The organism is Williamsia sp. Y853, assembly GCF_056786495.1.
In genome coordinates, this window is the sequence record NZ_JBXCJC010000001.1 from 1,924,075 (window position 1) to 1,947,469 (window position 23,395).

A 23,395-nucleotide genomic window follows, 5' to 3' on the forward strand; every position below is an offset into this window, starting at 1 on the left:
CGACGATAGTTGGCACGCTCGCCGGGCGGTGGCGGGATCTGCTGTGGGCAGAATCCGGAAATACATAGCGAGTGATTGCTCGCGATGTTAGATTGTCCGCAAAGTTCGTGATGGAGGTCACTGATGAGCGTGCAATTGGACAACACCCGGGGTGCCGAGGATACCGGCGGGCGGTCCTACGACCTCGTGGTTCGTGGCGGGACCTGGTTCGACGGAACCGGGGCGCCGGGCCTGGCTCGCGATCTCGGGATCCGCGACGGTCGTGTAGTGGAGGTATCGGCCCGGCCGCTGCCGGTCGGGTCGAGGACACGCGTGATCGAGGCGGGCGGCCAATGGGTGATGCCGGGATTCATCGACGTCCACACCCACTACGACGCCGAGGTGCTGGTCGCCCCGGGGCTGGGGGAGTCGGTGCGCCACGGAGTCACCACGGCGTTCATCGGTAACTGTTCGCTGTCCACCGTCTATTCCAGCCCGATCGATTCGGCGGACCTGTTCAGCCGGGTCGAAGCCCTGCCGCGGGATCAGGTCATCGCCGCGCTCGAAGGCGGTAAGACCTGGACCGATCCGGCGTCGTATATCGAGGCGATCGAACGGCTGCCGCTCGGCCCCAACATCGCAGCCTTCCTGGGTCACTCGGATATCCGCGCCGACGTCATGGGTTTGGGACGGTCCACGGACCGCGCCCACAGGCCGAGCCGGGGTGAGATGGCCAGGATGCTCGAAGCTGTCGAAGAAGCGCTGGACGCGGGCTTCCTCGGGGTCTCGGCGATGACAAATCCCTGGGACAAGCTCGACGGAGACCGCTACCGGTCGCGATCGTTGCCGTCGGTCTACGCGCGCTGGGGTGAGCGCCGCAAGATCAACAAGGTGCTGCGGCGGCGCGATCGGGTGCTGCAGACCATTCCTAACCTCAACACCAAATACGACATCCTCTTCTTTCTCGCCTCGAGTACCGGACTGGGCCGCAAACCACTCAAGACCTCGGTGCTCGCCGCCGCTGATGCGAAGTCGGATCGGTGGGTGCGCCGGATATTCGGTCCGATCGCCACGGTTGCCAACTCCTGGGGACGGGGGGCGCTGCGGTGGCAGCATCTACCGGTCCCGTTCCAGGTGTACAGCGACGGCATCGACCTGGTGGTATTCGAGGAGTTCGCGTCGGGCCGGGCGGCCCTGCACCTGCGAGAAGAGATGGGGCGCAACGACCTCCTGACGGACCCCGAATACCGACGTTGGTTCCGCGAGGACTTCGAGAAGAAGTTCAGCCCGCGGATCTGGCACCGGGACTTCGACGACGCGGAGATCACCGACTGCCCCGACGCCTCGGTGATCGGCAAAACCGTGGAACAGGTGGCGCGTGAGCGCGGCATCCACAACACCGATCTGTTCCTCGATCTGGTCGTCGAACACGGCACTGCATTCCGGTGGCGCACCGTGATCACCAACGACCGCCCGGACATCGCCGACTGGCTGATCAACCAGAACGGCGTGACCGTCGGCTTCTCCGACGCCGGCGCGCACCTGCGCAACATGGCGTTCTACAACTACGGAATCAGGTTGCTGCAAAGGGTGAAAGAAGCCCAGGGCGGAGCGCGGACCCCTTTCCTCACGGTTGAGGCCGCCGTCCACAAGCTCACCGGTGAACTCGGTGAGTTCTACAACCTCGACGCCGGATTCCTGCGCGTGGGTGACCGTGCCGATCTTGTGGTCGTCAACCCGCACGGGTTGAATGATGAGAGCAAGCAATATGCGGAAGAGCCGATGGCTGAGTTCGGGGGGATCAAGCGGATGGTCAACAGGAATGACGACGCGGTGAGCGCGGTGGTGGTATCCGGCGAATACCTATATGGCCGTGGGCAATTCGCGCCCGGATTCGGTACCAGTACGCGTAATGGACAGTTTTTGCGGGCCGGGGCCGCCGGTGATAAGAAGTCGACCGTCGTCGAGGTTGCTTCGTGAGTTCTACCGCAGGCACTGAGCACGAGATCATCCCGCCACCACGGCGTACCCAGGAGCAGCGACGAAACGCCACGAAGGGCCGGCTGGTGCAGGCCTGTGTGGATTCCTTGTGTGAACTCGGCTATCAGCGCAGCACCATCAGTGAGATCTGTGCCCGCAGCGGAGTGTCGCAGGGTGGTCTGTTCCGGCACTTCCCGACCCGACTGGATCTGGTCATCGCGGCAGCGGACGACGTGCGGCAGAAGCAGTTCGAGGCATTCTCGCAGTCATTGGCGTTACTGGGGGCGGGGACGCTGTCGGACTGTATGCGACTGCTGCGTGCGGCTTGCCGGGCTCCGATCAACGGCGCCTGGTACGAGCTGCTCGTTGCGGCCCGCACCGATGCCGCATTGCGGGAACAACTGGCGCCCTTGGCATCCGAGTATCACGACCAGATTGCCGCCTTTGCGCGTACGTTGCCTGCGGTCCAATACCTTCCGGAGGGGCAGATCGAACTGATCGTACTGACGGTGGTTCATCTATTCGACGGTGAATCTGTCATGGCTACGGTCAATCCGCAGCCCGCGCGCGATGAGGCACGGCTCGAACTGCTACTCCGCTGGTTGTCGGGGCCTTCGGAATGACGGTCGGATGATGGGACTTCCGTCCTATGCGGAATTGGCCGAGGAGGCCGTTGTTGTCTCGTTGCCGATGAACGTGCGGTTCCGGGGCATAACCACCCGAGAAGTGCTGTTGTTCCGAGGTCCGGCGGGGTGGGGCGAGTTCGGCGCCTTTCCCGAGTACGACGATGTCGAGTCGTCGGCGTGGCTGGCGGCCGGTATCGAGGCCGCGTACCTGGGGCCGCCGGAGCTGATCCGGGACCATGTCACGGTCAACGCCACGGTGCCTGCCATTCCCGCGCACGAGGTCGCGGCGCTGCTCGCTCGGTTCCCGGGCGCCACCACTGCCAAGGTCAAGGTCGCGCAGGAGGGGCAAACCCTCGACGACGACGTCGCGCGGGTGGCCGCGGTGCGCGAACACATCGGCTCCGTGCGGGTGGATGCAAACGGGAAGTGGACTGTCCCGCAAGCGATCACGGCGTTGCGGGCGCTCGGCGAACTCGAGTATGCCGAGCAACCCTGCGCCACCTTGGAAGAACTGGCGGCAGTGCGGGCGGCGGTGCGCACTCCGATCGCCGCCGATGAGAGCATCCGCCGGGCCGAGGATCCGTTGCGGGTGATCGAGGCCAAGGCCGCCGACGTGGCGATCCTGAAGGTCGCACCGCTGGGCGGGATGCGACGGGTCCTGGATCTGGCTGCTCAGATCCCGATCCCGGTGGTGATCTCCAGCGCACTCGATTCGGCGGTGGGCATGTCCGCCGGGGTTGCCGCCGCAGCGGCGCTGCCGCAGGCACCCCCGGCCTGCGGCCTGGGAACAGGAGGGCTGTTCGTCACCGATGTGGCCGAGCCGTTTGTGCCCGACGGCGGGATGGTGACACCCCGGCGGGTTGAGGTCGACATCGCGTCCGTCCCGCTCGCTTCCGAGGAGCGTCGTCGCTGGTGGCTGGACAGATTGCGCCGATGTCATGCGGTGCTCGCAGCGAGCTGAACGCGACCTGGGTCTGGATCGCCGCCGACTTTGAAGATACAATTTCTTCAAAACGTTCCATTAGCGGAGGTTTCAACCCATGACGGTCATCCTGGCACCGGTACCACCCGACAGTGATCTCAAACCCGTTCATGGGTCAACCACCAACGGCGTGATCCAGATTCTCAGGATGCGCCGCGATCCGTTTGCCTTTGCTCGGGCGCAGCAGGCCGAGTTCGGCAACATCTCCTTCATCAACGCGTTCGGGCAGCAGATGGTCACCTGCCGCGGTCCGGTGGCGGCCGACCAGATCCTGATGAACAAGCAGAAGGCGTTTGCCAACGGGCCTGCGTGGAGCTTCTTCATCGGACCGTTCTTCAACCGCGGTGTGATGCTGCTCGACTTCGAAGAGCACCGGCACCACCGACTGATCTTGCAGCAGGCCTTCACCCCGCCGGTTCTCAAGGGCTACATGCAGGCCATGCAGCCGATGATCGCCGAGCGCATCAAACAGTTCCCCGTCGGTCAGGTGAAGCTGTTCAGTGAGTTCAAGGCGCTGACACTCGATGTTGCCCTCGAGGTGTTCATGGGGCTCGAACTCCCGCAGGACGAAGCCGACCGGATCAACAAGGCGTTCATCGAGACGGTGCGCGCCGGTGTGGCGATCGTTCGCCGGCCGGTTCCGGGCGGTCGCTGGTGGAAGGGTCTGCGCTCGCGCAAGATCCTCGAAGAATTCTTCATGAGTCATATCGCAGCCAAACGTGCGACCGAGACCCCTGACCTGTTCTCGGTGCTGTGCCATGCGGAAAGCGAAGAGGGGCACCGGTTCACCGACGAGGACGTCGTCAACCACATGATCTTCGTGCTGATGGCCGCGCACGACACCTCCACCATGACCATGACCCAGATGGCCTATCACATGGCGAAGTCGCCGCAGTGGCAGGAACGGGCCCGCGCGCAATCACTCGAACTCGGACCGGAACTGGCATACGACGATCTGGCGAAGTTGACCGACATCGATCTGATCATGAAAGAGTCGCTGCGGATGTGTGCACCGGTTCCGGGCCAGCCGCGGGTTGCAGTGAAGGACACCGAGGTCTTGGGGCACTTCATCCCCAAGGGTGCGATGGTCTCGATCCCCGGACTGACCAACCACTACGACCCCGAATACTGGAAGGATCCGTACACCTTCGATCCCGAGCGGTTCACTTCGGAACGGGCAGAGGACAAGTCGCATCGGATGGCATGGCATCCATTTGGTGGCGGCGTGCACAAGTGCATCGGGCTGTACTTCGGTCAGCTGGAGATCAAGACGATCATGCATCACCTGCTGCGCGGCTTCGAATGGTCCGTCCCGGATGATTACACGATGCCGATGGATTACAGTGCGCTACCCGTCCCGAAAGACAAGTTTCCCGTCACGATGCGGCGAGTGTGATGGCGCAGCGCACTTCGGGCACGGCGGGCCGTGTGGCCGGTGGCCGGAAGGTACGCAATACCGAGTCGCCAAAGGAGCAGGAGGACGCGATCCTGACGGCGGCCCGAAAAGAGTTCGAAGAGAACGGGATCCGAAAGACCGGCGTCGACGATGTCGCGAAGCGGGCCGGCGTGAGTCGTAGCACCCTGTATCGGCGTTTCCCCAACAAGGAGGCGCTCCTGTTGGGTGTGGCCGAGTACGTCTACCTCGACGGTATGCGCATGCTCGAAGCCGCAACCGTGGGCCACGGCGCTGCGGACGCGGTGGTCGAAGCCTTTGTTGCCGGGGCGCAGATGGTCAATGACGACCCGCTGATCCGGCGGATGATGCTCGATGAACGTGATGCGCTGCAGGGGATCACCAAGTCGGTGACCGGTCTGTTCATCGAGATCGTCACCGGCCGCATCATGCAGACGCTACGTGGCGCCGGAGCACAGATGCCGGACGATGATCTGCATGCGGTGACCGAAATCCTTGTGCGTCTGGTCATCTCATTCCTCGATACGCCGCCGCTCGATGAAGGGCGGCAGTCCCCGGAGTCGGTGCGCGAGTTCGCGCGCCGCTACCTCGCACCCATGGTCAGGTAACCGCTCGATGTCAAAACTGCAGAAGATCCGGACCGAGTTGCTCGCCGTCCGGGAGTTGTCTCGTGCCGGCGCACTGCCGAGTCTGAAATCGTTGCCGAAGATCGGTAAACTGCGTCGTGTGGGCGGGGAGGCCGCAAGCCCGTCAATATATGGGTTGATGTACGGCGATCGGGTGGCGATCATCGATCCCCGCGGACCGTTGACCTACGCCGAACTCGCGCGCACCTGCAACGGGGTGATCAACGGCCTGCGGGCGGTGTTGCCGACCGGCAAGCAGCCGACCGTGGGCGTGATGTGCCGCAACAGCAGGTTTGCGGTCATCGGCCTGCTCTCGGCCACCGGGCTCGGCGCTCGGGTCGTATTGCTGAACACCGACCTCGGTGCCAAGCAGATGGCCGAGGTGGTCGAACGTGAACGGGTGGACGTCATCCTGCACGACGCCGAGTTCACCCCGGTCCTGGCGTTGATCGATCCGACTGTGCGTCGCTACCTCGCGTGGTCCGGTGAACCCGGCGATAACAGTGCGATCGACGCGCAGACAATCGATGAGCTCGTGGCGCGTTCATCCACCGGTTTGCCGCAGGCACCGGCATATTCGTCCTCGTTGGTCATTTTGACCAGCGGCAGCACCGGCGCGCCGAAAGGTGCGCCGCGCGAAGGCGGTCTGGCGATGTCGCTGCCCGCGGGATTCGTGTCGAAGATCGCGGTCCGGGGCACCGATCGCGTACTGATGTCGGCTCCGGCCTTCCATGGATGGGGCCTGCTGGCGACCATGGTCTGCCTGCTCACCGGTGCGACCGTGGTCATGGACCGGCGCTTTTTGGCTCCGAACTCCCTGGAGCTGCTGATCGAGCATCGTTGTACCGCGGCGATGATGGTGCCGACCATGTTGCGGCGGTTGATGGATCAGGGCGACGACGAGCTGTCCAGGGTCGATCGTTCCACGCTGCGGATGATCGCGTCGGGCGGAGCCAAACTCGATGAATCCCTGGTGCTTTCGGTGCAGAAACAGTTCGGGCATGTGCTGCACAACCTCTACGGCGCCACAGAGGCCTCATACATCACGATCGCGACCCCGGAAGATCTTGCGGTCGCCCCGACGAGCGCCGGGCGACCGCCACTCGGCGTCGAGGTTGCCATCATCTCCGGTGGAGTCCGGGTACCCGAGGGGCAGTCGGGCCAGATCTATGTCCGGTCGGGCAGCCAGATCAGCAAGTACACCAACGGAGCGTCCAAGGAAACGCTCGACGGGATGCTCAACACCGGCGACACCGGACGGATCGATGCCGCCGGTCGACTGTTCGTCGAGGGACGCAGCGACGGGATGATCATCTCCGGCGGTGAGAACGTCTTTCCCGAAGAGGTCGAACTCGCACTCGGCCGTCATCGGGACATCATCGATGCCGCGGTGGTGGCAGTTGCCGACGCCGACTTCGGTCAGCGCTTGCGTGCTTTTGTCGTCCCGCGTGACGGGGTGACGATCGATGAGGCCGATGTGAAAACGTATGTCGGCATCGAGCTCTCGCGCTCACGTGTACCGCGGGACGTGTTCGTGGTGCCCGAGTTGCCCCGCGGTGCGCAGGGCAAGGTCACGAAGCTGACGCTAGATGCTCTTGTTGCCGCGCGAAGCGCCCCCGGTGTCGAGCGTTTCGCCGGTGAAGTTGAGCAGTGAGTGCTTTCGGCCGTAGATGAGGTAGTAGGTCACCACCACTGAAACCCACAGCAAGAAGAACATGTATGTGTACCAGTGCAATCCGTAGAGGATGTAGATACATGCGGCGATCGCCAGGATGGGTGTGAGGGGATAAAGCGGCACCTTGAACGGCCGATAGAGATCTGGTTCGCGTCGGCGGAGGATGATCACACCGACGCTCACCACGGTGAAGGCTGTGAGGGTGCCGATCGAGACCATGTCGACCAAGTAGTGGAGCGGGACGAATCCGGCAAGTAACGCAACGATGATCGCGACGACCACGGTGTTGTTGACCGGCGTCATCGTACGAGGGTCGATCCTGGTGAAGAACTTCGGGAGCATCCCGTCGCGACCCATGGCGAACAGGATGCGGGTCTGTCCGTAGAGAGTCACCAGCGTGACCGAGAAGATCGAGATCACCGCGCCGAGCGAGAGCACCAGCGCCGGCCACGACTGTCCGGTGACGTCTTGGAGGATGACGGCGAGACCCGCCTCCTGACCCTCGAATTTCGACGCCTGTTGAGCGCCGACCGCCGCCAACGCCACCAATACGTAGACCAGGACAACGACGACCAGTGCGGCCATCAACGCCCGCGGCATCGTGCGTTGTGGATCTTTGACCTCTTCACCGGCAGTGGAAACCGCGTCCAGGCCGATGAAGGAGAAGAAGATGACGCCGGCCGCAGCGGTGACGCCGTTGGCGCCATCGGCGAAGAACGGGGTCAGGTTGTCGCTGCTGAACGCGCTGAAGGCGATTGCGCAAAACATTGCCAGCACAGCGAGTTTGATGGCAACCATCACGGCGTTTGCCTTGGCCGACTCACTCGCACCGCGGATGAGCAACAGCGCGCAGAGCCCGACGAGGACGACGGCAGGCAGATTGACCCAGCCCGCCTTGTCGTCCCATGGCGCGGCCGACAGCGCCTGCGGTATGGCCGGGATGTGCAGATGGGCGAGTAACTCGTTGAGGTACTGACTCCAGCCCACCGCAACCGCCGCCGTCGACACCCCGTACTCCAGGAGCAGGCAGCCGGCCACCGCCATGGCGACGAGTTCACCGAGTGTGGCGTAGGCGTAGGAATACGTGGATCCGGAGACCGGTACCGACGACGCCATCTCGGCGTAGCAGATCGCGGCCAGGCCGGCGGCGATGCCTGCGACGATGAACGCGACCACCACCGACGGTCCGGCTTTGGGTACGGCTTCGCTCATCACGAAGAAGATGCCGGTACCGATGGTCGCGCCGATACCGAAGCAGGCCAGTTGTGTGGTGCTGATGGTGCGTTCGAGACCGGTATCGGCCTCTGCCTCATCACCCTTCGGAATGGGCTTGCGGCGCAATAGCGTTGCTGCGGTCAGTGCACCTGGTTGCGCCTGCTTCTTGTTCATGTCCATGTGTGCGCCCTCAGCCTGGAAAAATGATCGTCGGAACGGTCGCGGAGGCAATGATTTTCGCGGCCCGAGAGCCCAAGAACACTCGCTTGATCGGATCGCGGGGTGTGGTGCCGATGGCCAGCACCTCACCGCCGCGCCACTCGATCGCGTCGAATGCCGCGTCCCAGTCACTGCCGGTACTGATCGTGGTTGTTGTTGTCGGGTCGATGATGTTGGCGGTCACCAGCGCGTTCATCGCGTCGGCAATCTGTTCTCGCCAGGCGTCCATCACGCTGCGTTCGATCTCCAATCCGATCTCCGGTGGAAACATGTCGGCGGGCCGCACCCCAAAGGTGGCCACCCGCAACGGAACCGCCATCTGTTTGGCCAGGTCACGGGCCGCCACCACCACGTCGATGCCGTGTTCGTCACCCGAGTAGGCACAGGTGATGCCGGTGATCTGCGAGCAGGTGTACCCCTTGGGGGCCAGGGCCAAGGGGATCGAACTCGAGTGCATGAGGCGGCTTGTGGTCGCGCCCAAGGACATCCGGCCGCTCTCTGAACTGTGACTGGTGCCCAGTACGAGAATGTCTGCGTCGTGTTCGGCGAGAACCTTGTGCAACGACGTGGAGACGGACCGCTCACTGACCCGAAGGAACGTCGCCGGGGTCTGCGGGAAGCGCTGGTCGAGGTGTGCGCGGGCGGCGGATTCTGCGTCGTCGCCGTAGCGCCGGGCGTAGGCTCTGAACTCGGCGTCGACCCGGGCCATCGACGGAGTGGTCCAGGGCTTGGGGGTGGCGGTCACGACGACCACGTCGGTTGCCATGGCATCGGCAAGACCGGCGCCGAGTTCGATTGCCTCATCGCCGCCGCGTCCTGGTTGATACCCGACAACGATGCTCATGCAAGGCAATCTATCGCTCGCCGGCGCAGTTCGGCAGGCCGAGCACTCGTATTGCCTGCGGACGTGCGCTGCGCCACTACGATGAACCGATGCCCAATGTTCGCGCGTTGCTGACGGCTGCTCCTGCATCGGAACGTGCGCTGATCAAGGCCGATGCAGCGGCACAGGCAGAGTTGCGTGCCGCCGACGCCGCGTTGGCGGAGCTGGAAACCGACTTCGGTGAACGCCGGCGTGAGACACGCCCGAGATGGCTGTTGGTTCTGGCGGCGTTGGTGGTGGTCGCGGCGGTGGCAGCGGTGGTGGGCGGAGTCCGCTACGCACAGTCCGACCGCGGCTACAGCGACGATGACTACATGCGTGCGGCGGCGGCTCGGGTTCAGGTGCTGCTCACGCCCGACGGCGGTGACGAGGGACGTCGATCGGCACAGATCCTGTCTGGGGCGACCGGTGAGTTCGAAGACGAGTTCGCGCAATCGGTCGACGCATATACGCAATTCGTCACGCAGATCGGTGCGGTGGCGACCGGCACCGTCGACGGCGTGGGTATGTCGACGAGGTCGGGGGACCGGGCGACTTTGATCGTGACGGCTGCGATCACGGTGCGTAGTGATCTGACCGATGCCGCGTCGACAGACCCGGCGCCGCGCCGATTCCGGGTGCAGGTGGAGATGGTGCCGGACGACGGTTCCCTGAAGATCTCGGCGCTGGAGTTCTTCGGATGAGTCTTCGTGGACCGATCACCGCTGCCGTCATCGCAGTGTTGGTGGTCGTGGCTTGCGCGGTGGGGCTCGGTGTCGCGTGGCAGGCGCATGCCGACGATCAGCGACTCGACAAGAATCGCGCCGAGGTCGCTCGGGCGGCGGGTCCATTGGTGGCCCAACTCTTTTCCGCTGACGCGGCAAATCCGGCCGGTCGTGAGCAGGCCCGGGCTGCGGTCACCGACGAGTTCGCGCAACAGTATGCCGACGTCCTGGACGTCGAACCCCCAGCCGGTGTGACGATCGTGTGGAAACCGGTGCACACCGGCATTTCCGGCGTCTCGGAGAACCATGCCGACGCGGTTGTCTCTGCGCTCGTCACCGAGGCCGTGCCCGGCACCGAGGCCACCGATGTCACCAAGGTGGTCGAGGTAGAACTCGAACGAATCGGTGATCAGTGGAAGATCGCCCGAGCGGACGAGGTGTTGTGAGCGAACAACCCACCACCGCTGCCTCACATCGGGTCGACAAGGCGCGTGAGCGCGTGGTCGAGGCGGGTGCGGCCGCAAAGCAGGCCAGGGCCGCGGCGGCGCCGGCACTGCAGGCGCGCGCCGAACGTCGGCGCGGACGTCTGATGTTGGTCACCGTCTGTTGCGCCGTCGTGGCCGTGGTGCTGTTGTCCATCACGGTGGTTCTCGTCATCGCACACCGAGGCGCCGAGGCTGATCGCGAACGCGACGCGACCGTCCTCGCCGACACCCGCACGGCGGTGACGACGATGCTCACCATCGACCCGGCACGGCCCGAGGAGTTCGTCGATCAGGCGATCGCGGTCACCTCCGGCGAGCAGCGCAACCGGTTGGAGGCGTCGCGTGAACAGCTGGTCGAGGTGATCGGCGGGCTTCGGGTGCCCAGCACCGGACAGGTGCTCTCCGCCGGGATCGTCGGCGAGGTCGGCGGTGGTAGCGCACAGGTGCTGGTGGTCGCCGAGGGAACCAACCCGGCGGTGCTGGGAGCCGACCCTTCGCAGAGCCGGGTGGCATTGCTGGTGACCATGAACGATTCCGGTGACCACTGGACCATCGATCGAACAGAGCTCCAATGAATCGGTTCTTGCGCGCGATGTCGGTGCGGCACCGGATCGTCGGTGGACTCCTGGCCGCTTCGTTGGCGATCCTGTCGGCGATCGCGATCGTCGGGTTCATCGGTCCCTCCGAGTCGGGGCGCGGTGACGATGGCGAGCGCCGAGCGGTGCAGTCGGCCACTGCCGACGCGGTCACCGCACTGATGACCTTTCGGCCCGACACCTTGACCGCCGCACAGGAGACCGTCGGTGCCCGTCTCACCGGACGTCTGCTGTTGCAGTTCCGGAGCCAGGGCCCCGGGGTGGTCCTACCGACCGCGGTCGAGTCCGGCGCGGAGATGACTGCGCAGGTTCTGGCGACGGGAGTCGAGGACATCGATGACAACAGCGCTCGGGTGCTGGTGTTCGTGAATCAGGACATCTCGTTACCTACGGCACAGCCGCAACAACAGGTGGTGGCTGTCACAAGGTGGGCGGACATGCGTAAGGTCAACGGCAATTGGCGCCTTGCCGGGCTGCAACCTGTTGGGCCGGGCTAGCGCGGGCGGATCAACTCCAAGTAGGGATGCGAGGTGTGGCGATGAGCGCCGCGATTGTGATTGTCGGAGCCGGACTCGGCGGCGCGCGGGTGGTCGACGACCTCCGCAGCGAAGGTTACGAGGGCGACCTCATCCTCATCGGCAAAGAGGACTACGCACCGTACGACCGCCCGCCGCTGTCCAAGGCCGTGTTGGTCGGGGAGCAAGATCGGGTCGACCTCAAGCCCGACGACTTCTACGTCGAGAACAAGATCGATCTGCGGACCGGAACCCTGGTCACCGCAATCGATCCGGCTGCACACACGATCACCGTGCAGCCCACCGGCGGTGGCGAGTCCGAGACGATCTCCTACAGCTCATTGGTCCTGTCGACCGGTCTGGATCCCCGCACCCTGCCTTTCGCCGACGGACTGTCCGGCGTCCACGTGCTGCGCACCGTCGACGATGCTCACTCGTTGCGTTCGGAGATCGACGGTGCCACCCGAGCGGTGGTCGTCGGGGCCGGATTCATCGGCTGTGAGGTCGCCGCGAGCCTCAAGACCCGCGGTCTCGACGTCACCGTGGTCGAACCGGCACCTGCACCGATGGCTGTGGCGCTTGGCGAGAAGGTCGGCAACATGGTCGGCCGCATCCTCACCGACCGTGGGGTCGAGGTCCGCACCGGCGTCGGCGTCGCCGATATCGTCGGCGAGGGCGGCAAGGTGACCGGCGTCGTACTGGCGGACGGGACGGTGGTGCCCGCCGACATCGTTGTCGTGGGCATCGGGTCGACACCGGTGGTCGGCTTCCTCGACGGTTCCGGCATCGAACTCGCAGACCGCACCGTCGGCGGCGGTATCGCCTGTGACTCCGAAGGCCGGACCAGCGCAGCCGACGTCTACGCACTGGGCGATGTCGCGAACTGGAAGGACGCGGCCGGGGTGCCGTCACGAGTCGAGCACTGGAACAATGTGGTCGAGCAGGCGAGCAAGGTCGCCAACGCGATCCTCGGTGTCGTGGTCGAGAACCCGCGCCCTGCCGTTGCGTACTTCTGGAGCGATCAGTTCGAGGTGAAGATCCAGGCGCTGGGTCATCCGTCCGGCCTGGACGATGTAAACGTGGTCCTCGAAGAGGACGGCAAGTTTGTGGTCTATTACAGCCGCAGCGGCGTCTTCACCGCGGTGGTCGGTGCTGGTAAGCCGGCAGCAGTGATGAAGATGCGCGCCAAACTGCTTGTCCCGACGCCGATTTCGGAACTCTTGGGCTGATGCCGCGGGGTGGCGCCGGGAGCCCACGACCCACCGCTGCTGCGGTGATGGCGGCGCTCGATGCACTGGGTGATCCCGATCGCGCCCGGAGTTCGGCATCGTTTTTCAAGACCGGTCCCGGCGAGTACGGCGAAGGTGATTTCTTTGTCGGGGTGACGGTCCCGGAGCAGCGACGGGTCGCCAAGGAGTTCCGCGGCCTCGACCGGGCGGGTGTCGCGGCGTTGCTCGACAGCGATGTCCACGAGCATCGCCTGACCGGATTGTTCTTGCTGCGCAGCGGATTCGAGAAGGCCGCGACCGTGGGGGACCGTCAGGCCTGGGTGGATTTCTACCTGCGGGCAGTGTTCGACGGCTGCGTCAACAACTGGGATCTGGTGGACAGCTCCGCCGAGTACATCCTGGGGGCCTGGATGCTGGATGGGGACCACGGGTTACTGCTCGAACTCGCCGACCACGAAGATCTCTGGGTGCGCCGGGTGGCGATCATCGCGACCGCGGCCTTCATCAAGAGCGGTGACCCGGTGCCGATTCTGGATGTGGCGCCGCGGGTTCTGGCCGACCGTCGCGACCTCATCCAGAAGGCGGTCGGCTGGATGCTCCGGGAGATGGGCAAGCGCATCGACCGGGCGTTGCTGCTGGCCTTCCTCGAAGCCCATGCCGCCCAGATGGGCCGTACCGCACTGAGTTACGCGACCGAGCACCTCGATCCCGAACAACGGGCCCACTACCGTGGGCTCAGGTGACCGCGTTCAGAACTCGACCTTGAGGACCGGTGATGTCGGCCGTGCCTGGCATCCGAGGATGTAGCCGTCGGCGACGTCTTCCTCGTCGAGCGCTCCGATGTGTTCCATGTCGACGGTTCCCTCGGTGAGTGTGCAGGCACACGAACCACATTCGCCCTCGCGGCACGAATAGGGCACGTCGAGGCCGGCGCCGAGCATGATGTCGACCAGCGTTTGGCTTTTGGGCCAGGACAATTGGTGGATTTCACCGTCGAGCTCGACCTCGACCGATGCGGCGTCGGCGAGCTGCTCTTCGGTGAGCTCGGCAGGTTCGGTGTCTTCGAACGGGTCGCCCGACAGCGACGTGAACACCTCGGCGTGCACCTGATGGTGCGACATCTCCACCTCGGCGAGGGCTTTGTGCACGGCGTCCATGAACGGTCCGGGACCGCACATGTAGGCGTGATACGCCTTGAACGGGCGGAGCAGTGTGGCGAGCTTGTCGGACGACGGAAGCCCCTGGACCGATTCGAGCCAGTGGACAACGGTGAGTCGCTGCGGGTATCGGTTTTGCAGGTCTTTCAGCTCGCCTGAGAAGATCACGTCGTTCTCGCTGCGGTTCGCGTAGACCAGGACCAGGCGGCCGCTGCCTTTGAGTAGTGCGGATTTGAGGATCGACATCACCGGGGTGATGCCGCTGCCCGCTCCGAGCAGGAGGATCGGCGCGTCGAGATCGGCCGGTGTGAAAACTCCGGAAGGCGGCAGGACCTCGATCTGGTCACCGGCGCCGACGTGGTCGCAGATCCAGTTCGATCCATAGCCGTCGACGGTGCGCTTGACGGTGACCTTGGGCTTCTCGTCACCCAACGGCGACGATGCCAAGGAATAGCAGCGGGCCACCGATCCGGTTTCGTCGCTGGGGATCCGGAGCGTCAGGAACTGGCCGGGTTTGTAGGCGAACCGGCCGGCGGCATCGTCCGGGATGTCGAAGACCAGCGACTTTGCGTCGCTCGTCTCGTCGATCACCTCGGCCACGGTCAGCACAACACTGCGCGTGCTGTGTGGGGTGACGGTCACCGGCGTACCTCCTCGATGCAATGAACATTCAGATGCAACAAAACGAGAACACGTTCTAGTTTAGATTACCAGCAGCTGTGGTCGACCCCAACTCGCTGTTGAGGCCGTTGCTCAGCAGGCGGGTGCCTCGCGTGAGCAGTTCGTCGAGGTCGGAATCCGGGTCGTCGAGCCACTGCTGATATGCGGCCAGGGCGGTGGCCAGCAACGTCCACGCGACGGTCTGCGGTAGATGGTCGCCCGGCTCGGTACCGGTGCGCGTGGCCACGAACTCGGCGACCACCTCGCGCCAGCCGGTGTACATCAGCATCGAATGTGCTTGCAGTGCAGGTACACCCAGCAGCAGGCGCATCCGTTTACGATGGTGCTCGCGGTAGTGCGGCGGCACCCGGTTGAAGGCCAGTAGGGCGCTGCGCAGGGCCTCGGAGACAGGCATGTCGGCCGGGACATCGGCCAGCAGGCGACGCATGCCGTGGAGATGCTCGTCGAAATCACCCCACGCGATGGCGTTCTTCGACGGGTAGTACCGGAACAGCGTGCGGCGGGCGATGCCGGCCGCTGCGGCGACGTCGTCGACGCTGGTCTCGTCGAATCCGGCCTCGGTGAACAGGTCGATGGCCGCGTCGGTGATCTTCGACTTGGTGGTGGTGGGCCGACGTCCGATGGGGGTGGTCATGGCAACCGTGATGCGTTGATCAACTCATCATCTCCGTTCGCCTGACCTGCAAATTGTGTGGAAGATCCATGGTAGATCGTCATCGATCGATGAAGTCGATCACCGCCGAGGTGAAGGCGTCGTTGCTGTCACCGGCCGCGGTGTGCCCGGCGCTGAGCAGTTCGGTCACCTCGAGATTCGGGATGAGTTCGCGGAACGCATCAACCGACTCCTGGCTCACGACGTCCGAGAGACGGCCGCGGATCAACTGGATCGGGATCGTGAGCCCCAGCGCCTGTTCCTCGAACATGTCGCTGGGCAGCACGGCCGGACCGCCGGTGACGCTGAGGAACGCCGGGTCCCAGTGCCAATACCACCGGCCGTCCTCGCGGCGGCGCAGGTTTCGCTTGAGGCCCTCGGTTGCTCCGGTGGACGGGCGGTGCGGCAGGTACTCGGAAATGGCTGCCGCGGCTTGTTCGAGATCGTCGAATCCGTCACCGCCTGATGCCATGAAATCCCGGATCCGCGTGGTGCCACGCTCTTCCGGCCGGGGCACCACGTCGACGAGGATGAGGCGGTCGACCGTGTTCGGCGGCGCCATCGCGGCCACCCCGATCCCGGTCAGGCCGCCGAGGCTGGCACCGACGATGGTGACCGGCAGTGTTCGGCCCGTCACGGCGGAAAGCTGTTCGAGCACCCCGAGTCCGTCGGCCTGCAGGGCGGCCGGGCTGTAGTCGCCGTCGGGGGCCCAATCACTTTCGCCGTGCCCGCGGGTATCGAGAGAGATCACCTCATGGCCGTGGGCAGCCAGCAATGCGCCGGTGTTCTTCCAGGAGAACCGCGTCTGGCCACCACCGTGCATGAGGAGAACGATCCGTGGTGACGACGTGCCGATCGCGCCGTCGGCTGCCCGGGCCGGCGATGCGGGGGACCAGTGGTCGGCCACGAGTCGAATGCCGCCTGACCCGGTGAACTCGACTTGCCTGGGCTGCGGTGGTGTTGTTGTCGGCACGGATACAACTCCTCTCGGGGGGATCACTTCGACTGTGTCACCTCGGGTCGCCCCATGGTCGGCAGGGTAGGTGTCCCGGGTTCACGCTCGGGCGGTCGCCCGACCGGGGGCGATTTGATTCTCGCCGAATCGCCCGTGACCAGCATCTTCAACGTCTACCATGGCAGCCGATGCCGAGGTCACACATCCGAAGACATCGGTACCCGGGTGAGGGGCGGAAATCAATGCGCAGGATCGTCTTCGAGACCGAACATGAACAATTGCGGGATACCACAAAGCAATTCATCGAGCGTGAGATCGCACCCCATGCGGCGCAATGGGAATCCGATCGGCTGGTCGATCGATCCGTGTACGTGGCCGCGGGCAAATACGGGCTCATCGGGTTCAATCTCCCGCAGGAGTACGGGGGCGGCGGGGTCGACGACTTCCGGTTCAACGCCGTGATCGTGGAAGAACTCGCGAAATTCGGATCCGCATGTCCAGCGCTGAGCCTGCAAAACGACATCGTCGGCCCGTATATGGCGAACCTGACCACCACGGAGCAGAAAGAGCGCTGGGTACCGGGATTCGCTTCGGGTGAACTGATCGGCGCCATCGCCATGAGTGAACCCGGCGCGGGCAGTGATCTGGCGGGCATCAAGACCTCCGCGGTCCTCGATGGCGACCACTGGATTCTCAACGGTGCCAAGACATTCATCTCCGCAGGCATCAATTCGGACCTGGTCATCGTGGTCGCGCGCACCGATCCCGAAGCCGGGCACAAGGGATTCTCGTTGCTGGTTGTCGAGCGAGGGATGTCCGGATTCGAACGTGGCCGCAAGCTCGACAAGATGGGCCAGCATGCCCAGGACACCGCCGAGTTGAACTTCACCGACGTGGCGGTGCCGGTGACCAACGTGCTGGGGGAGGTCGGCAAGGGCTTCTATCACCTCATGCACAACCTTCCATCTGAACGGTTGTCCATTGCGATCGCGGCCGTCGCCGGCGCCCGGAAGACCTTTGCGCAGACCCTGCAGTACGCCAAGGACCGCAAGGCTTTCGGTCAATCCATCGGGTCCTTTCAACACAACCGGTTCCAGCTCGCGGAGATGGCCACCGAACTCGACATCGCCGAGCAATATGTCGATCGCTGCCTGCGGGCGGTGGTCGACGGTGAACTGACGGCCGTGGATGCGGCCAAGGCGAAGTGGTGGGCGACCGAGCTCGCCAAGCGCGTCGTCGACAGTTGCGTGCAGCTACACGGCGGGTACGGGTACATGAACGAGTACCCGGTTGCCAAGGCCTACGTCGATGCCAGGATCCAGACGATCTTCGGTGGCACCACCGAGATCATGAAGGATCTCATCGGGCGGGATCTCGGAGTGTAGGCACGGAGCCCCCGGACCTGGGCTGATGGTCGTTTTTCAAAGATTTAACAGAAAGAGCGGGCAGAAACCCTGGTGTTTATGCACTCAGTGCCATTATGGTGAGCCTCACACCAACAACCAGGAGGTAACCCAGATGGCAGCCCAGAATCCTTCCGTGTCGGCCGACACCACCGGCACCGAGAACGATCTCGTCACCGAGTCGCTGGTCGAAGAAGTGTCCATCGACGGCATGTGCGGCGTTTACTGACATGTCAGTTTCGACGAGTCGAGCTCCGGCTTCGCCTTCGTCTGCGCCCATGACTCCGGCTTCGCCTTCGTCTGCGCCCATGACTCCGGCTTCGCCTTCGTCTGCGCCCACGACACAGGTGGTCGCATTCGATATCGACCGGGCGTGGGTCCTGAACTCTTCGGTCGCCCTGCGACCCGAACCGTTCGGCGCGCTGCTGTACCACTTCGGCACTCGTAAGCTGTCGTTTCTGAAGAATCTGACAGTGGTCGAAGTGGTGCAGTCGCTCGGTGACCACGACAACGCCGCTGACGCAATCGCCGCTGCCGGAATCGCCGACAGCGACCGCTCGTTGTATGTCAATGCGCTTGCCGCGCTGGCAACTTCGGGAATGATCGTCCCCAAATCCTGAGTTCTCCCGTGCTGCTCGGCGCCGCAGCCCTCGGTCCCGAGCAGCACGACAGGCGTCAGCCCACGCCCCCATGTTCACTTGTGAGGAATCCCAATGACTTCCATTTTGGAGCGCCCCGCGGCGCCTCGTCAGCCGGTCGGCCGTCTGGTTGATCAGTTCGAGAAAGGCCTCGACGCACCGATCTGCCTGACGTGGGAGTTGACCTACGCCTGCAACCTGTCGTGTGTGCACTGCCTGTCGTCCTCGGGTAAGCGCGACCCGCGTGAGCTCGACACCGAACAGTGCAAGGCCATCATCGACGAGCTGCAGCGGATGCAGGTCTTCTACGTCAACATCGGTGGCGGCGAGCCGACGGTGCGCTCGGACTTCTGGGAACTTGTCGACTACGCCACTGATCACCAAGTGGGCGTCAAGTTTTCGACCAACGGTCTGAAGATCGACAAGAAGGTGGCGCAGCGTCTGGCTGCCAGCGACTACGTCGACGTGCAGATCTCGCTCGACGGCGCCACCGCCGAGGTCAACGACGCGGTGCGTGGTGCGGGATCGTTCGACATGGCGATCAAGGCCCTCGAGAACCTGCACGAAGCCGGTTTCGCCGATGCCAAGATCAGTGTGGTCGTCACCCGCCAGAATGCAACGCAGCTCGACGAGTTCAAAGCGCTCGCAGACAAGTACGGCGCCACGTTGCGGATCACCCGTCTTCGTCCGTCGGGCCGCGGCGCCGACGTGTGGGATGACCTGCACCCGTTGCCGGAACAGCAGCGCGACCTCTACAACTGGCTGGTCGAACACGGTGATCGGGTTCTGACCGGGGATTCGTTCTTCCACCTGTCTGCCTTCGCCGAGCCCGGACAGGGTGCCCTGCCCGGGCTCAACCTCTGCGGCGCCGGACGTGTTGTCTGCCTGATCGATCCGATCGGCGACGTGTACGCCTGCCCGTTCGCCATCCACGAGAACTTCCTCGCCGGAAACATTCTGTCGGACGGCGGATTCAAGACGATCTGGCAAGAGTCGGATCTGTTTCTCGAACTGCGTGAACCGCAGAACGCCGGAGCGTGCACCAAGTGCCAGCACTTCGACGCCTGCCGTGGCGGTTGCATGGCAGCGAAGTTCTTCACCGGACTTCCGCTGGCCGGCCCCGACCCCGAATGTGTACAGGGCTTCGGTGAATCCCTGCTCGCCGAAGACCGCAAGGTGCCTTCGGCCAACAAGGACCACTCACGCGGCGTGCCGCTGACCCTGATGACCAGGCCGCCCTCACGCGACTGCGACGAAAACCCGCTCGCCGGGTTCCTGCCCGACGATCTCAAAGACGGTGCCGGCCTCGAGCCGGCCGGTCTGACCCCCGCCAAATAACGAAGAACCCCCGGCAGCGTTGCCGGGAGAGCAAAGGATGAAGTAATGGCGAACCCCTGGTTCGAGACGGTGCTCGAAGCCCAGCGTCGGGCGAAGAAGCGGCTCCCCAAATCGGTCTACTCCTCGCTGATCGCGGGCAGTGAGAAGGGCATCACGCTCGCCGACAATGTCGATGCGTTCTCCGAATTGGGATTCGCACCGCACGTCGTCGGCGCGCAGGCGCAGCGCGAGTTGTCGACATCGATCATGGGGCAAGACATTTCGTTGCCCGTCATCATTTCGCCGACCGGTGTACAGGCCGTGGACCCGGAGGGCGAGGTCGCCGTCGCACGTGCAGCGGCGGCGCGTGGCACTGCGATGGGACTGTCGAGTTTTGCCAGCAAGCCCATCGAAGAGGTCACCGCGGTCAATGACAAGATCTTCTTCCAGGCCTACTGGCTCAACTCCCGCGAGGACATCCTCAAGCGCGCAGAGCGGGCCCGCGAGGCCGGGGCCAAGGGCCTGATCGTCACCACCGACTGGTCGTTCTCGATGGGACGCGACTGGGGCAGTCCGGAGATCCCCGAGAAGGTCGACTTCAAGGCGCTGCTCAAGCTCGCGCCGGAGATCGCGATGCGCCCGCGCTACGCGCTGGACTGGTTCAACAAGGGCAAGATCAACATCCCAGACCTGACCGCCCCCAACGTGGTTGACAAGGGTGAGCAGGGTCCGACGTTCTTCGGTGCCTACGGACAGTGGATGCAGACCGCGCCGCCGTCCTGGGAGGATCTGGAATGGCTCCGCAAGGAGTGGGATGGCCCGTTCATGGTCAAGGGCATCACCCGACTCGATGACGCCAAGCGTGCTGTGGACATCGGTGCCACCGCGATCTCGGTGTCGAATCACGGCGGCAACAACCTCGACGGCACCCCGGCCACCATCCGGATGCTCGGGCCGATCGCCGACGCCGTCGGTGGCGACATCCAGGTGCTGCTCGACGGTGGTATCCGCCGCGGCAGCGACGTGGTCAAGGCGCTGGCTCTGGGTGCCGACGCCGTCATGATCGGTCGCGCATACCTGTGGGGCCTGGCGGCAAACGGCCAGACCGGTGTCGAAAACGTTCTCGACATCCTGCGTGGCGGTATCGACTCGGCGCTGATGGGGTTGGGACGCAAGAGCATCCACGACCTCACCCGCGACGACATCATCATCCCGGAAGGCTTCGAGAAGCGGTTCGGCGAGATCACCGGATAGGCATCACGAACAGAACCACCCGTTCCGGACAGATCCAGCAGTTGCACGGCACCTGGGTATGACTGCAACGGGTGGTTTTGTCTGTCCGCGGATTGCTGGGCAACAAGACTAGAACACGTTACAGTTCGTCTATGGGAGATTTTGACGGCAAGGTCGTCTACATCACGGGCATCGCCCGTGGGCAGGGTCGTAGCCACGCGATTCGGTTCGCGGAGGAAGGGGCCGCGGTCATCGGACTCGACGTCTGCCAAGCGGTCACCGCCACCGGATATCCACCGGCCACCGCGGAGGATCTCGAGGAGACGGTCCGGTTGGTGAAAGCGGCCGGAGGCAGCATCCTGGCGCGGCAGGCCGATACGCGCGATCTTGTTGCCCAGCAACAGCTCGTGGCCGACGGGGTGGCGCAGTTCGGTCGCCTCGACTACGTGATCGCCAATGCCGGCGTCCTCACCTGGGGTGGTGTCACCGAGCTGCGCGAGAGTCAGTTCACCGACGTCATCGACATCAATGTCAACGGCACCTGGAAGACGCTCAAGGCGACCATCCCGGCCATGATCGAGGCCGGCAACGGCGGTTCGATCGTGATCATCTCCTCGGTCGCGGGGATCAAGGCGATGCCGATGCAGGCGTCGTACTCGGCGTCCAAGCACGCACTGGTGGGTTTGGCGCAGACCGCGGCAAAAGAGCTGGGACAGCACCGGATTCGCGTCAACACCGTCCACCCCTACGGCGTCGACACCCCGATGTGTCTCGAGGACACCGATGCACTCGCTGTCTTCGAGATGCCGCAGTACAAGGCGCACTTCGAGCCGATCCTGACCGGGATGGCCAAATCGGTCGACATCACCGATTCGGTGATGTTCCTGTGCTCGAAGAAGGCCAAGTTCATCACCGCGTCCTCGATCGAGGTCGACATGGGTGCCACCAAGGTCTGACCCCTCACAAACGCTCCGGAAATACGAGGACGCTCCACAAATATGTGGAGCGTCCTTGTATATGTGGAGCGTCTGGCTGGTGTCAGTCGAGCCAGAGGGTCGCCGGGTCGGTCGCGGTGCGGGCCGGCGCGGCCGGGGCGTCGGGGACCGACCGGGAAAAGCGCGGGGCCACAGCAGGTTGCGTGACACCGTCGAGTTCGATCAGGGTTTGGCGTGCCACCAGGTGCTTGTTCTCGGTGGCCTCCTCCCAATCGAGAACGGGCGACGCGCAGGCATCCGTGCCATCGAAGATCGCGGTCCACTCATCGCGCGTCTTGGATTTGAATACTTCGGCGAAACGGATCTTCATCGCGGGCCACTGCGGCATGTCGAGTTGGTGCGGCAGTGTGGTGTCGTCCGTCAGGCCCATGCCTTCGAGGAGCAGGGCGTAGAACTGTGGCTCGATCGCCCCGACGGCGAAGTACTTGCCGTCCGCGGTCTCGTAGACCTCATAGAACGGTGCGCCGGTGTCGAGAAGATTGGAGCCGCGCTGGTCTCCCCAGAAGCCGGTACCGCGCCAGGCCCACATCATTTGGCCGAGCACGGACACACCGTCGACCATTGCGGCGTCGATGGTCTGGCCCTTCCCGGACTTCTCGCGTTCGAGGAGGGCGGCCAGGATGCCCTGCACCAGGAACATCGATCCACCGCCGAAATCGCCGAAGAGGTTCAGTGGGGGAGTGGGAACCTCGTCCGCGCGACCGACCGCGTGCAGCATGCCGGTCAGGGAGATGTAGTTGATGTCGTGGCCCGCCACGTTCGCCAGCGGTCCGTCCTGGCCCCATCCGGTCATGCGGCCGTAGACGATGCGTGGGTTGACCTTCGCGACGTCCTCGGGCCCGAAGCCCAGCCGCTCGGTCACGCCGGGCCGGAAACCCTCGATCACCACATCCGCCTTCGCGATGAGGTTCATGATCGCCTCTTTGTCGACGGGGTCCTTGAGGTTCGCTTCGACGACGGTCCGGTTGCGTAGCAGTTGGTCGGCCACCTCGCCCTGCGCGGGCAACTTGCCCGCGCGCTCGATACGCACGACATCGGCCCCCAGGTCTCCGAGCATCATCGCGGCATGCGGGCCCGGCCCGATCCCCGCGAACTCGATCACCCGTGTCCCGCTCAACGGTCCGTTCTTCGTCATTCGCTGCCCCTCATCGTTGAATGGTCGTGCGCCGCGTCTCGCGGGCGCGATCTTTCGCAACCAGATACGGTCGGTTTCCCAGTAAACCAGGTACCGAGCGA

Annotated in this window: 24 protein-coding genes; 18 read left to right on the forward strand and 6 right to left on the reverse strand. The window is 64.3% G+C overall.

The window, feature by feature from the left end:
• Window positions 1-123: 123 nt before the first annotated feature.
• The 6 genes from AC1TPF_RS08950 (at window position 124) to AC1TPF_RS08975 (ending at window position 7,261) form a co-directional block, all read left to right on the forward strand.
• Entirely contained in the window at window positions 124-1,959 is a 1,836-nt protein-coding gene (locus AC1TPF_RS08950; protein ID WP_482143557.1) for an N-acyl-D-amino-acid deacylase family protein, read from the forward strand.
• Entirely contained in the window at window positions 1,956-2,582 is a 627-nt protein-coding gene (locus tag AC1TPF_RS08955) for a TetR/AcrR family transcriptional regulator (RefSeq protein WP_482135469.1), read from the forward strand. The genes AC1TPF_RS08950 and AC1TPF_RS08955 overlap by 4 nt, the downstream gene beginning before the upstream one ends.
• Window positions 2,583-2,589: 7 nt before the next feature.
• Entirely contained in the window at window positions 2,590-3,546 is a 957-nt protein-coding gene (locus AC1TPF_RS08960; protein WP_482143559.1) for an o-succinylbenzoate synthase, read from the forward strand.
• A gap of 79 nt (window positions 3,547-3,625) precedes the next feature.
• On the forward strand, window positions 3,626-4,963 hold the full coding sequence (locus tag AC1TPF_RS08965; protein WP_482135467.1) for a cytochrome P450: 1,338 nt from the start codon (window positions 3,626-3,628) through the stop codon (window positions 4,961-4,963).
• The gene (locus tag AC1TPF_RS08970) at window positions 4,963-5,589 is read left to right on the forward strand and encodes a TetR/AcrR family transcriptional regulator (RefSeq protein ID WP_482135466.1); all 627 of its coding nucleotides are present in this window, start codon (window positions 4,963-4,965) and stop codon (window positions 5,587-5,589) included. The genes AC1TPF_RS08965 and AC1TPF_RS08970 overlap by 1 nt, the downstream gene beginning before the upstream one ends.
• A 7-nt stretch (window positions 5,590-5,596) precedes the next feature.
• On the forward strand, window positions 5,597-7,261 hold the full coding sequence (locus AC1TPF_RS08975) for an AMP-binding protein (RefSeq protein ID WP_482143561.1): 1,665 nt from the start codon (window positions 5,597-5,599) through the stop codon (window positions 7,259-7,261).
• On the opposite strand, the gene AC1TPF_RS08980 is transcribed toward AC1TPF_RS08975, so the two are convergent.
• Entirely contained in the window at window positions 7,193-8,671 is a 1,479-nt protein-coding gene (locus AC1TPF_RS08980; protein ID WP_482144064.1) for an amino acid permease, read from the reverse strand. The genes AC1TPF_RS08975 and AC1TPF_RS08980 overlap by 69 nt on opposite strands.
• 16 nt (window positions 8,672-8,687) lie before the next feature.
• Entirely contained in the window at window positions 8,688-9,560 is an 873-nt protein-coding gene (locus tag AC1TPF_RS08985; protein WP_482143563.1) for a universal stress protein, read from the reverse strand.
• A gap of 89 nt (window positions 9,561-9,649) precedes the next feature.
• On the opposite strand from AC1TPF_RS08985, the gene AC1TPF_RS08990 reads away from it, so the two are divergent.
• Genes AC1TPF_RS08990 through AC1TPF_RS09015 form a run of 6 tightly spaced genes read left to right on the forward strand, consistent with a single transcriptional unit; the run spans window position 9,650 to window position 13,871 of the window.
• Window positions 9,650-10,282 carry a hypothetical protein gene (locus AC1TPF_RS08990; RefSeq protein ID WP_482143565.1) on the forward strand — a complete coding sequence of 211 codons (633 nt, stop codon included), beginning with the start codon at window positions 9,650-9,652 and terminating at the stop codon, window positions 10,280-10,282.
• Window positions 10,279-10,749 carry a hypothetical protein gene (locus tag AC1TPF_RS08995; protein WP_482135462.1) on the forward strand — a complete coding sequence of 157 codons (471 nt, stop codon included), beginning with the start codon at window positions 10,279-10,281 and terminating at the stop codon, window positions 10,747-10,749. Before AC1TPF_RS08990 ends, AC1TPF_RS08995 begins: the two co-directional genes overlap by 4 nt.
• On the forward strand, window positions 10,746-11,363 hold the full coding sequence (locus AC1TPF_RS09000) for a hypothetical protein (RefSeq protein WP_482143567.1): 618 nt from the start codon (window positions 10,746-10,748) through the stop codon (window positions 11,361-11,363). The genes AC1TPF_RS08995 and AC1TPF_RS09000 overlap by 4 nt, the downstream gene beginning before the upstream one ends.
• Window positions 11,360-11,881: a hypothetical protein gene (locus tag AC1TPF_RS09005; protein ID WP_482135460.1), complete on the forward strand. Its 522-nt coding sequence runs from the start codon at window positions 11,360-11,362 to the stop codon at window positions 11,879-11,881. Before AC1TPF_RS09000 ends, AC1TPF_RS09005 begins: the two co-directional genes overlap by 4 nt.
• 41 nt (window positions 11,882-11,922) lie before the next feature.
• Window positions 11,923-13,128, forward strand: a complete 1,206-nt coding sequence (locus AC1TPF_RS09010) for an NAD(P)/FAD-dependent oxidoreductase (RefSeq protein ID WP_482135459.1) — start codon at window positions 11,923-11,925, stop codon at window positions 13,126-13,128.
• Between the two features lie 47 nt (window positions 13,129-13,175).
• Complete coding sequence (locus tag AC1TPF_RS09015; RefSeq protein ID WP_482137242.1) at window positions 13,176-13,871, forward strand: DNA alkylation repair protein; 696 nt, start codon at window positions 13,176-13,178, stop codon at window positions 13,869-13,871.
• A 6-nt stretch (window positions 13,872-13,877) separates the two neighbouring features.
• On the opposite strand, the gene AC1TPF_RS09020 is transcribed toward AC1TPF_RS09015, so the two are convergent.
• The 3 genes from AC1TPF_RS09020 to AC1TPF_RS09030 form a co-directional block, all read right to left on the reverse strand.
• Entirely contained in the window at window positions 13,878-14,927 is a 1,050-nt protein-coding gene (locus AC1TPF_RS09020) for a 2Fe-2S iron-sulfur cluster-binding protein (RefSeq protein WP_482143569.1), read from the reverse strand.
• A gap of 55 nt (window positions 14,928-14,982) precedes the next feature.
• Entirely contained in the window at window positions 14,983-15,600 is a 618-nt protein-coding gene (gene mftR / locus AC1TPF_RS09025; RefSeq protein WP_482135457.1) for a mycofactocin system transcriptional regulator, read from the reverse strand.
• 79 nt (window positions 15,601-15,679) lie between these two features.
• On the reverse strand, window positions 15,680-16,591 hold the full coding sequence (locus tag AC1TPF_RS09030; protein ID WP_482143570.1) for an alpha/beta fold hydrolase: 912 nt from the start codon (window positions 16,589-16,591) through the stop codon (window positions 15,680-15,682).
• Window positions 16,592-16,815: 224 nt separating this feature from the next.
• Here AC1TPF_RS09030 and AC1TPF_RS09035 point away from each other — a divergent pair, with 224 nt between their 5' ends.
• The 6 genes from AC1TPF_RS09035 (at window position 16,816) to AC1TPF_RS09060 (ending at window position 22,120) form a co-directional block, all read left to right on the forward strand.
• The gene (locus AC1TPF_RS09035) at window positions 16,816-17,958 is read left to right on the forward strand and encodes an acyl-CoA dehydrogenase family protein (RefSeq protein WP_482143572.1); all 1,143 of its coding nucleotides are present in this window, start codon (window positions 16,816-16,818) and stop codon (window positions 17,956-17,958) included.
• A gap of 133 nt (window positions 17,959-18,091) precedes the next feature.
• Window positions 18,092-18,205, forward strand: coding sequence for a mycofactocin precursor MftA (gene mftA, locus AC1TPF_RS09040; protein WP_482135454.1), 114 nt, complete (start codon window positions 18,092-18,094; stop codon window positions 18,203-18,205).
• A 1-nt stretch (window position 18,206) separates the two neighbouring features.
• Window positions 18,207-18,596 (forward strand): mycofactocin biosynthesis chaperone MftB, encoded by a 390-nt coding sequence (gene mftB / locus AC1TPF_RS09045; protein WP_482143573.1) that lies wholly within the window; start codon window positions 18,207-18,209, stop codon window positions 18,594-18,596.
• A gap of 93 nt (window positions 18,597-18,689) precedes the next feature.
• Window positions 18,690-19,952, forward strand: coding sequence for a mycofactocin radical SAM maturase (gene mftC, locus AC1TPF_RS09050; protein ID WP_482135452.1), 1,263 nt, complete (start codon window positions 18,690-18,692; stop codon window positions 19,950-19,952).
• Window positions 19,953-19,997: 45 nt separating this feature from the next.
• Complete coding sequence (mftD, locus tag AC1TPF_RS09055) at window positions 19,998-21,185, forward strand: pre-mycofactocin synthase MftD (protein WP_482135451.1); 1,188 nt, start codon at window positions 19,998-20,000, stop codon at window positions 21,183-21,185.
• A gap of 131 nt (window positions 21,186-21,316) precedes the next feature.
• A complete protein-coding gene (locus AC1TPF_RS09060) occupies window positions 21,317-22,120 on the forward strand; it encodes a mycofactocin-coupled SDR family oxidoreductase (protein ID WP_482143575.1) in 804 nt (267 codons plus the stop codon).
• Window positions 22,121-22,202: 82 nt separating this feature from the next.
• Here the strand turns inward: AC1TPF_RS09060 and AC1TPF_RS09065 are convergent, their stop codons facing one another.
• Window positions 22,203-23,294: a CaiB/BaiF CoA transferase family protein gene (locus tag AC1TPF_RS09065; protein WP_482135449.1), complete on the reverse strand. Its 1,092-nt coding sequence runs from the start codon at window positions 23,292-23,294 to the stop codon at window positions 22,203-22,205.
• Window positions 23,295-23,395: the final 101 nt, after the last annotated feature.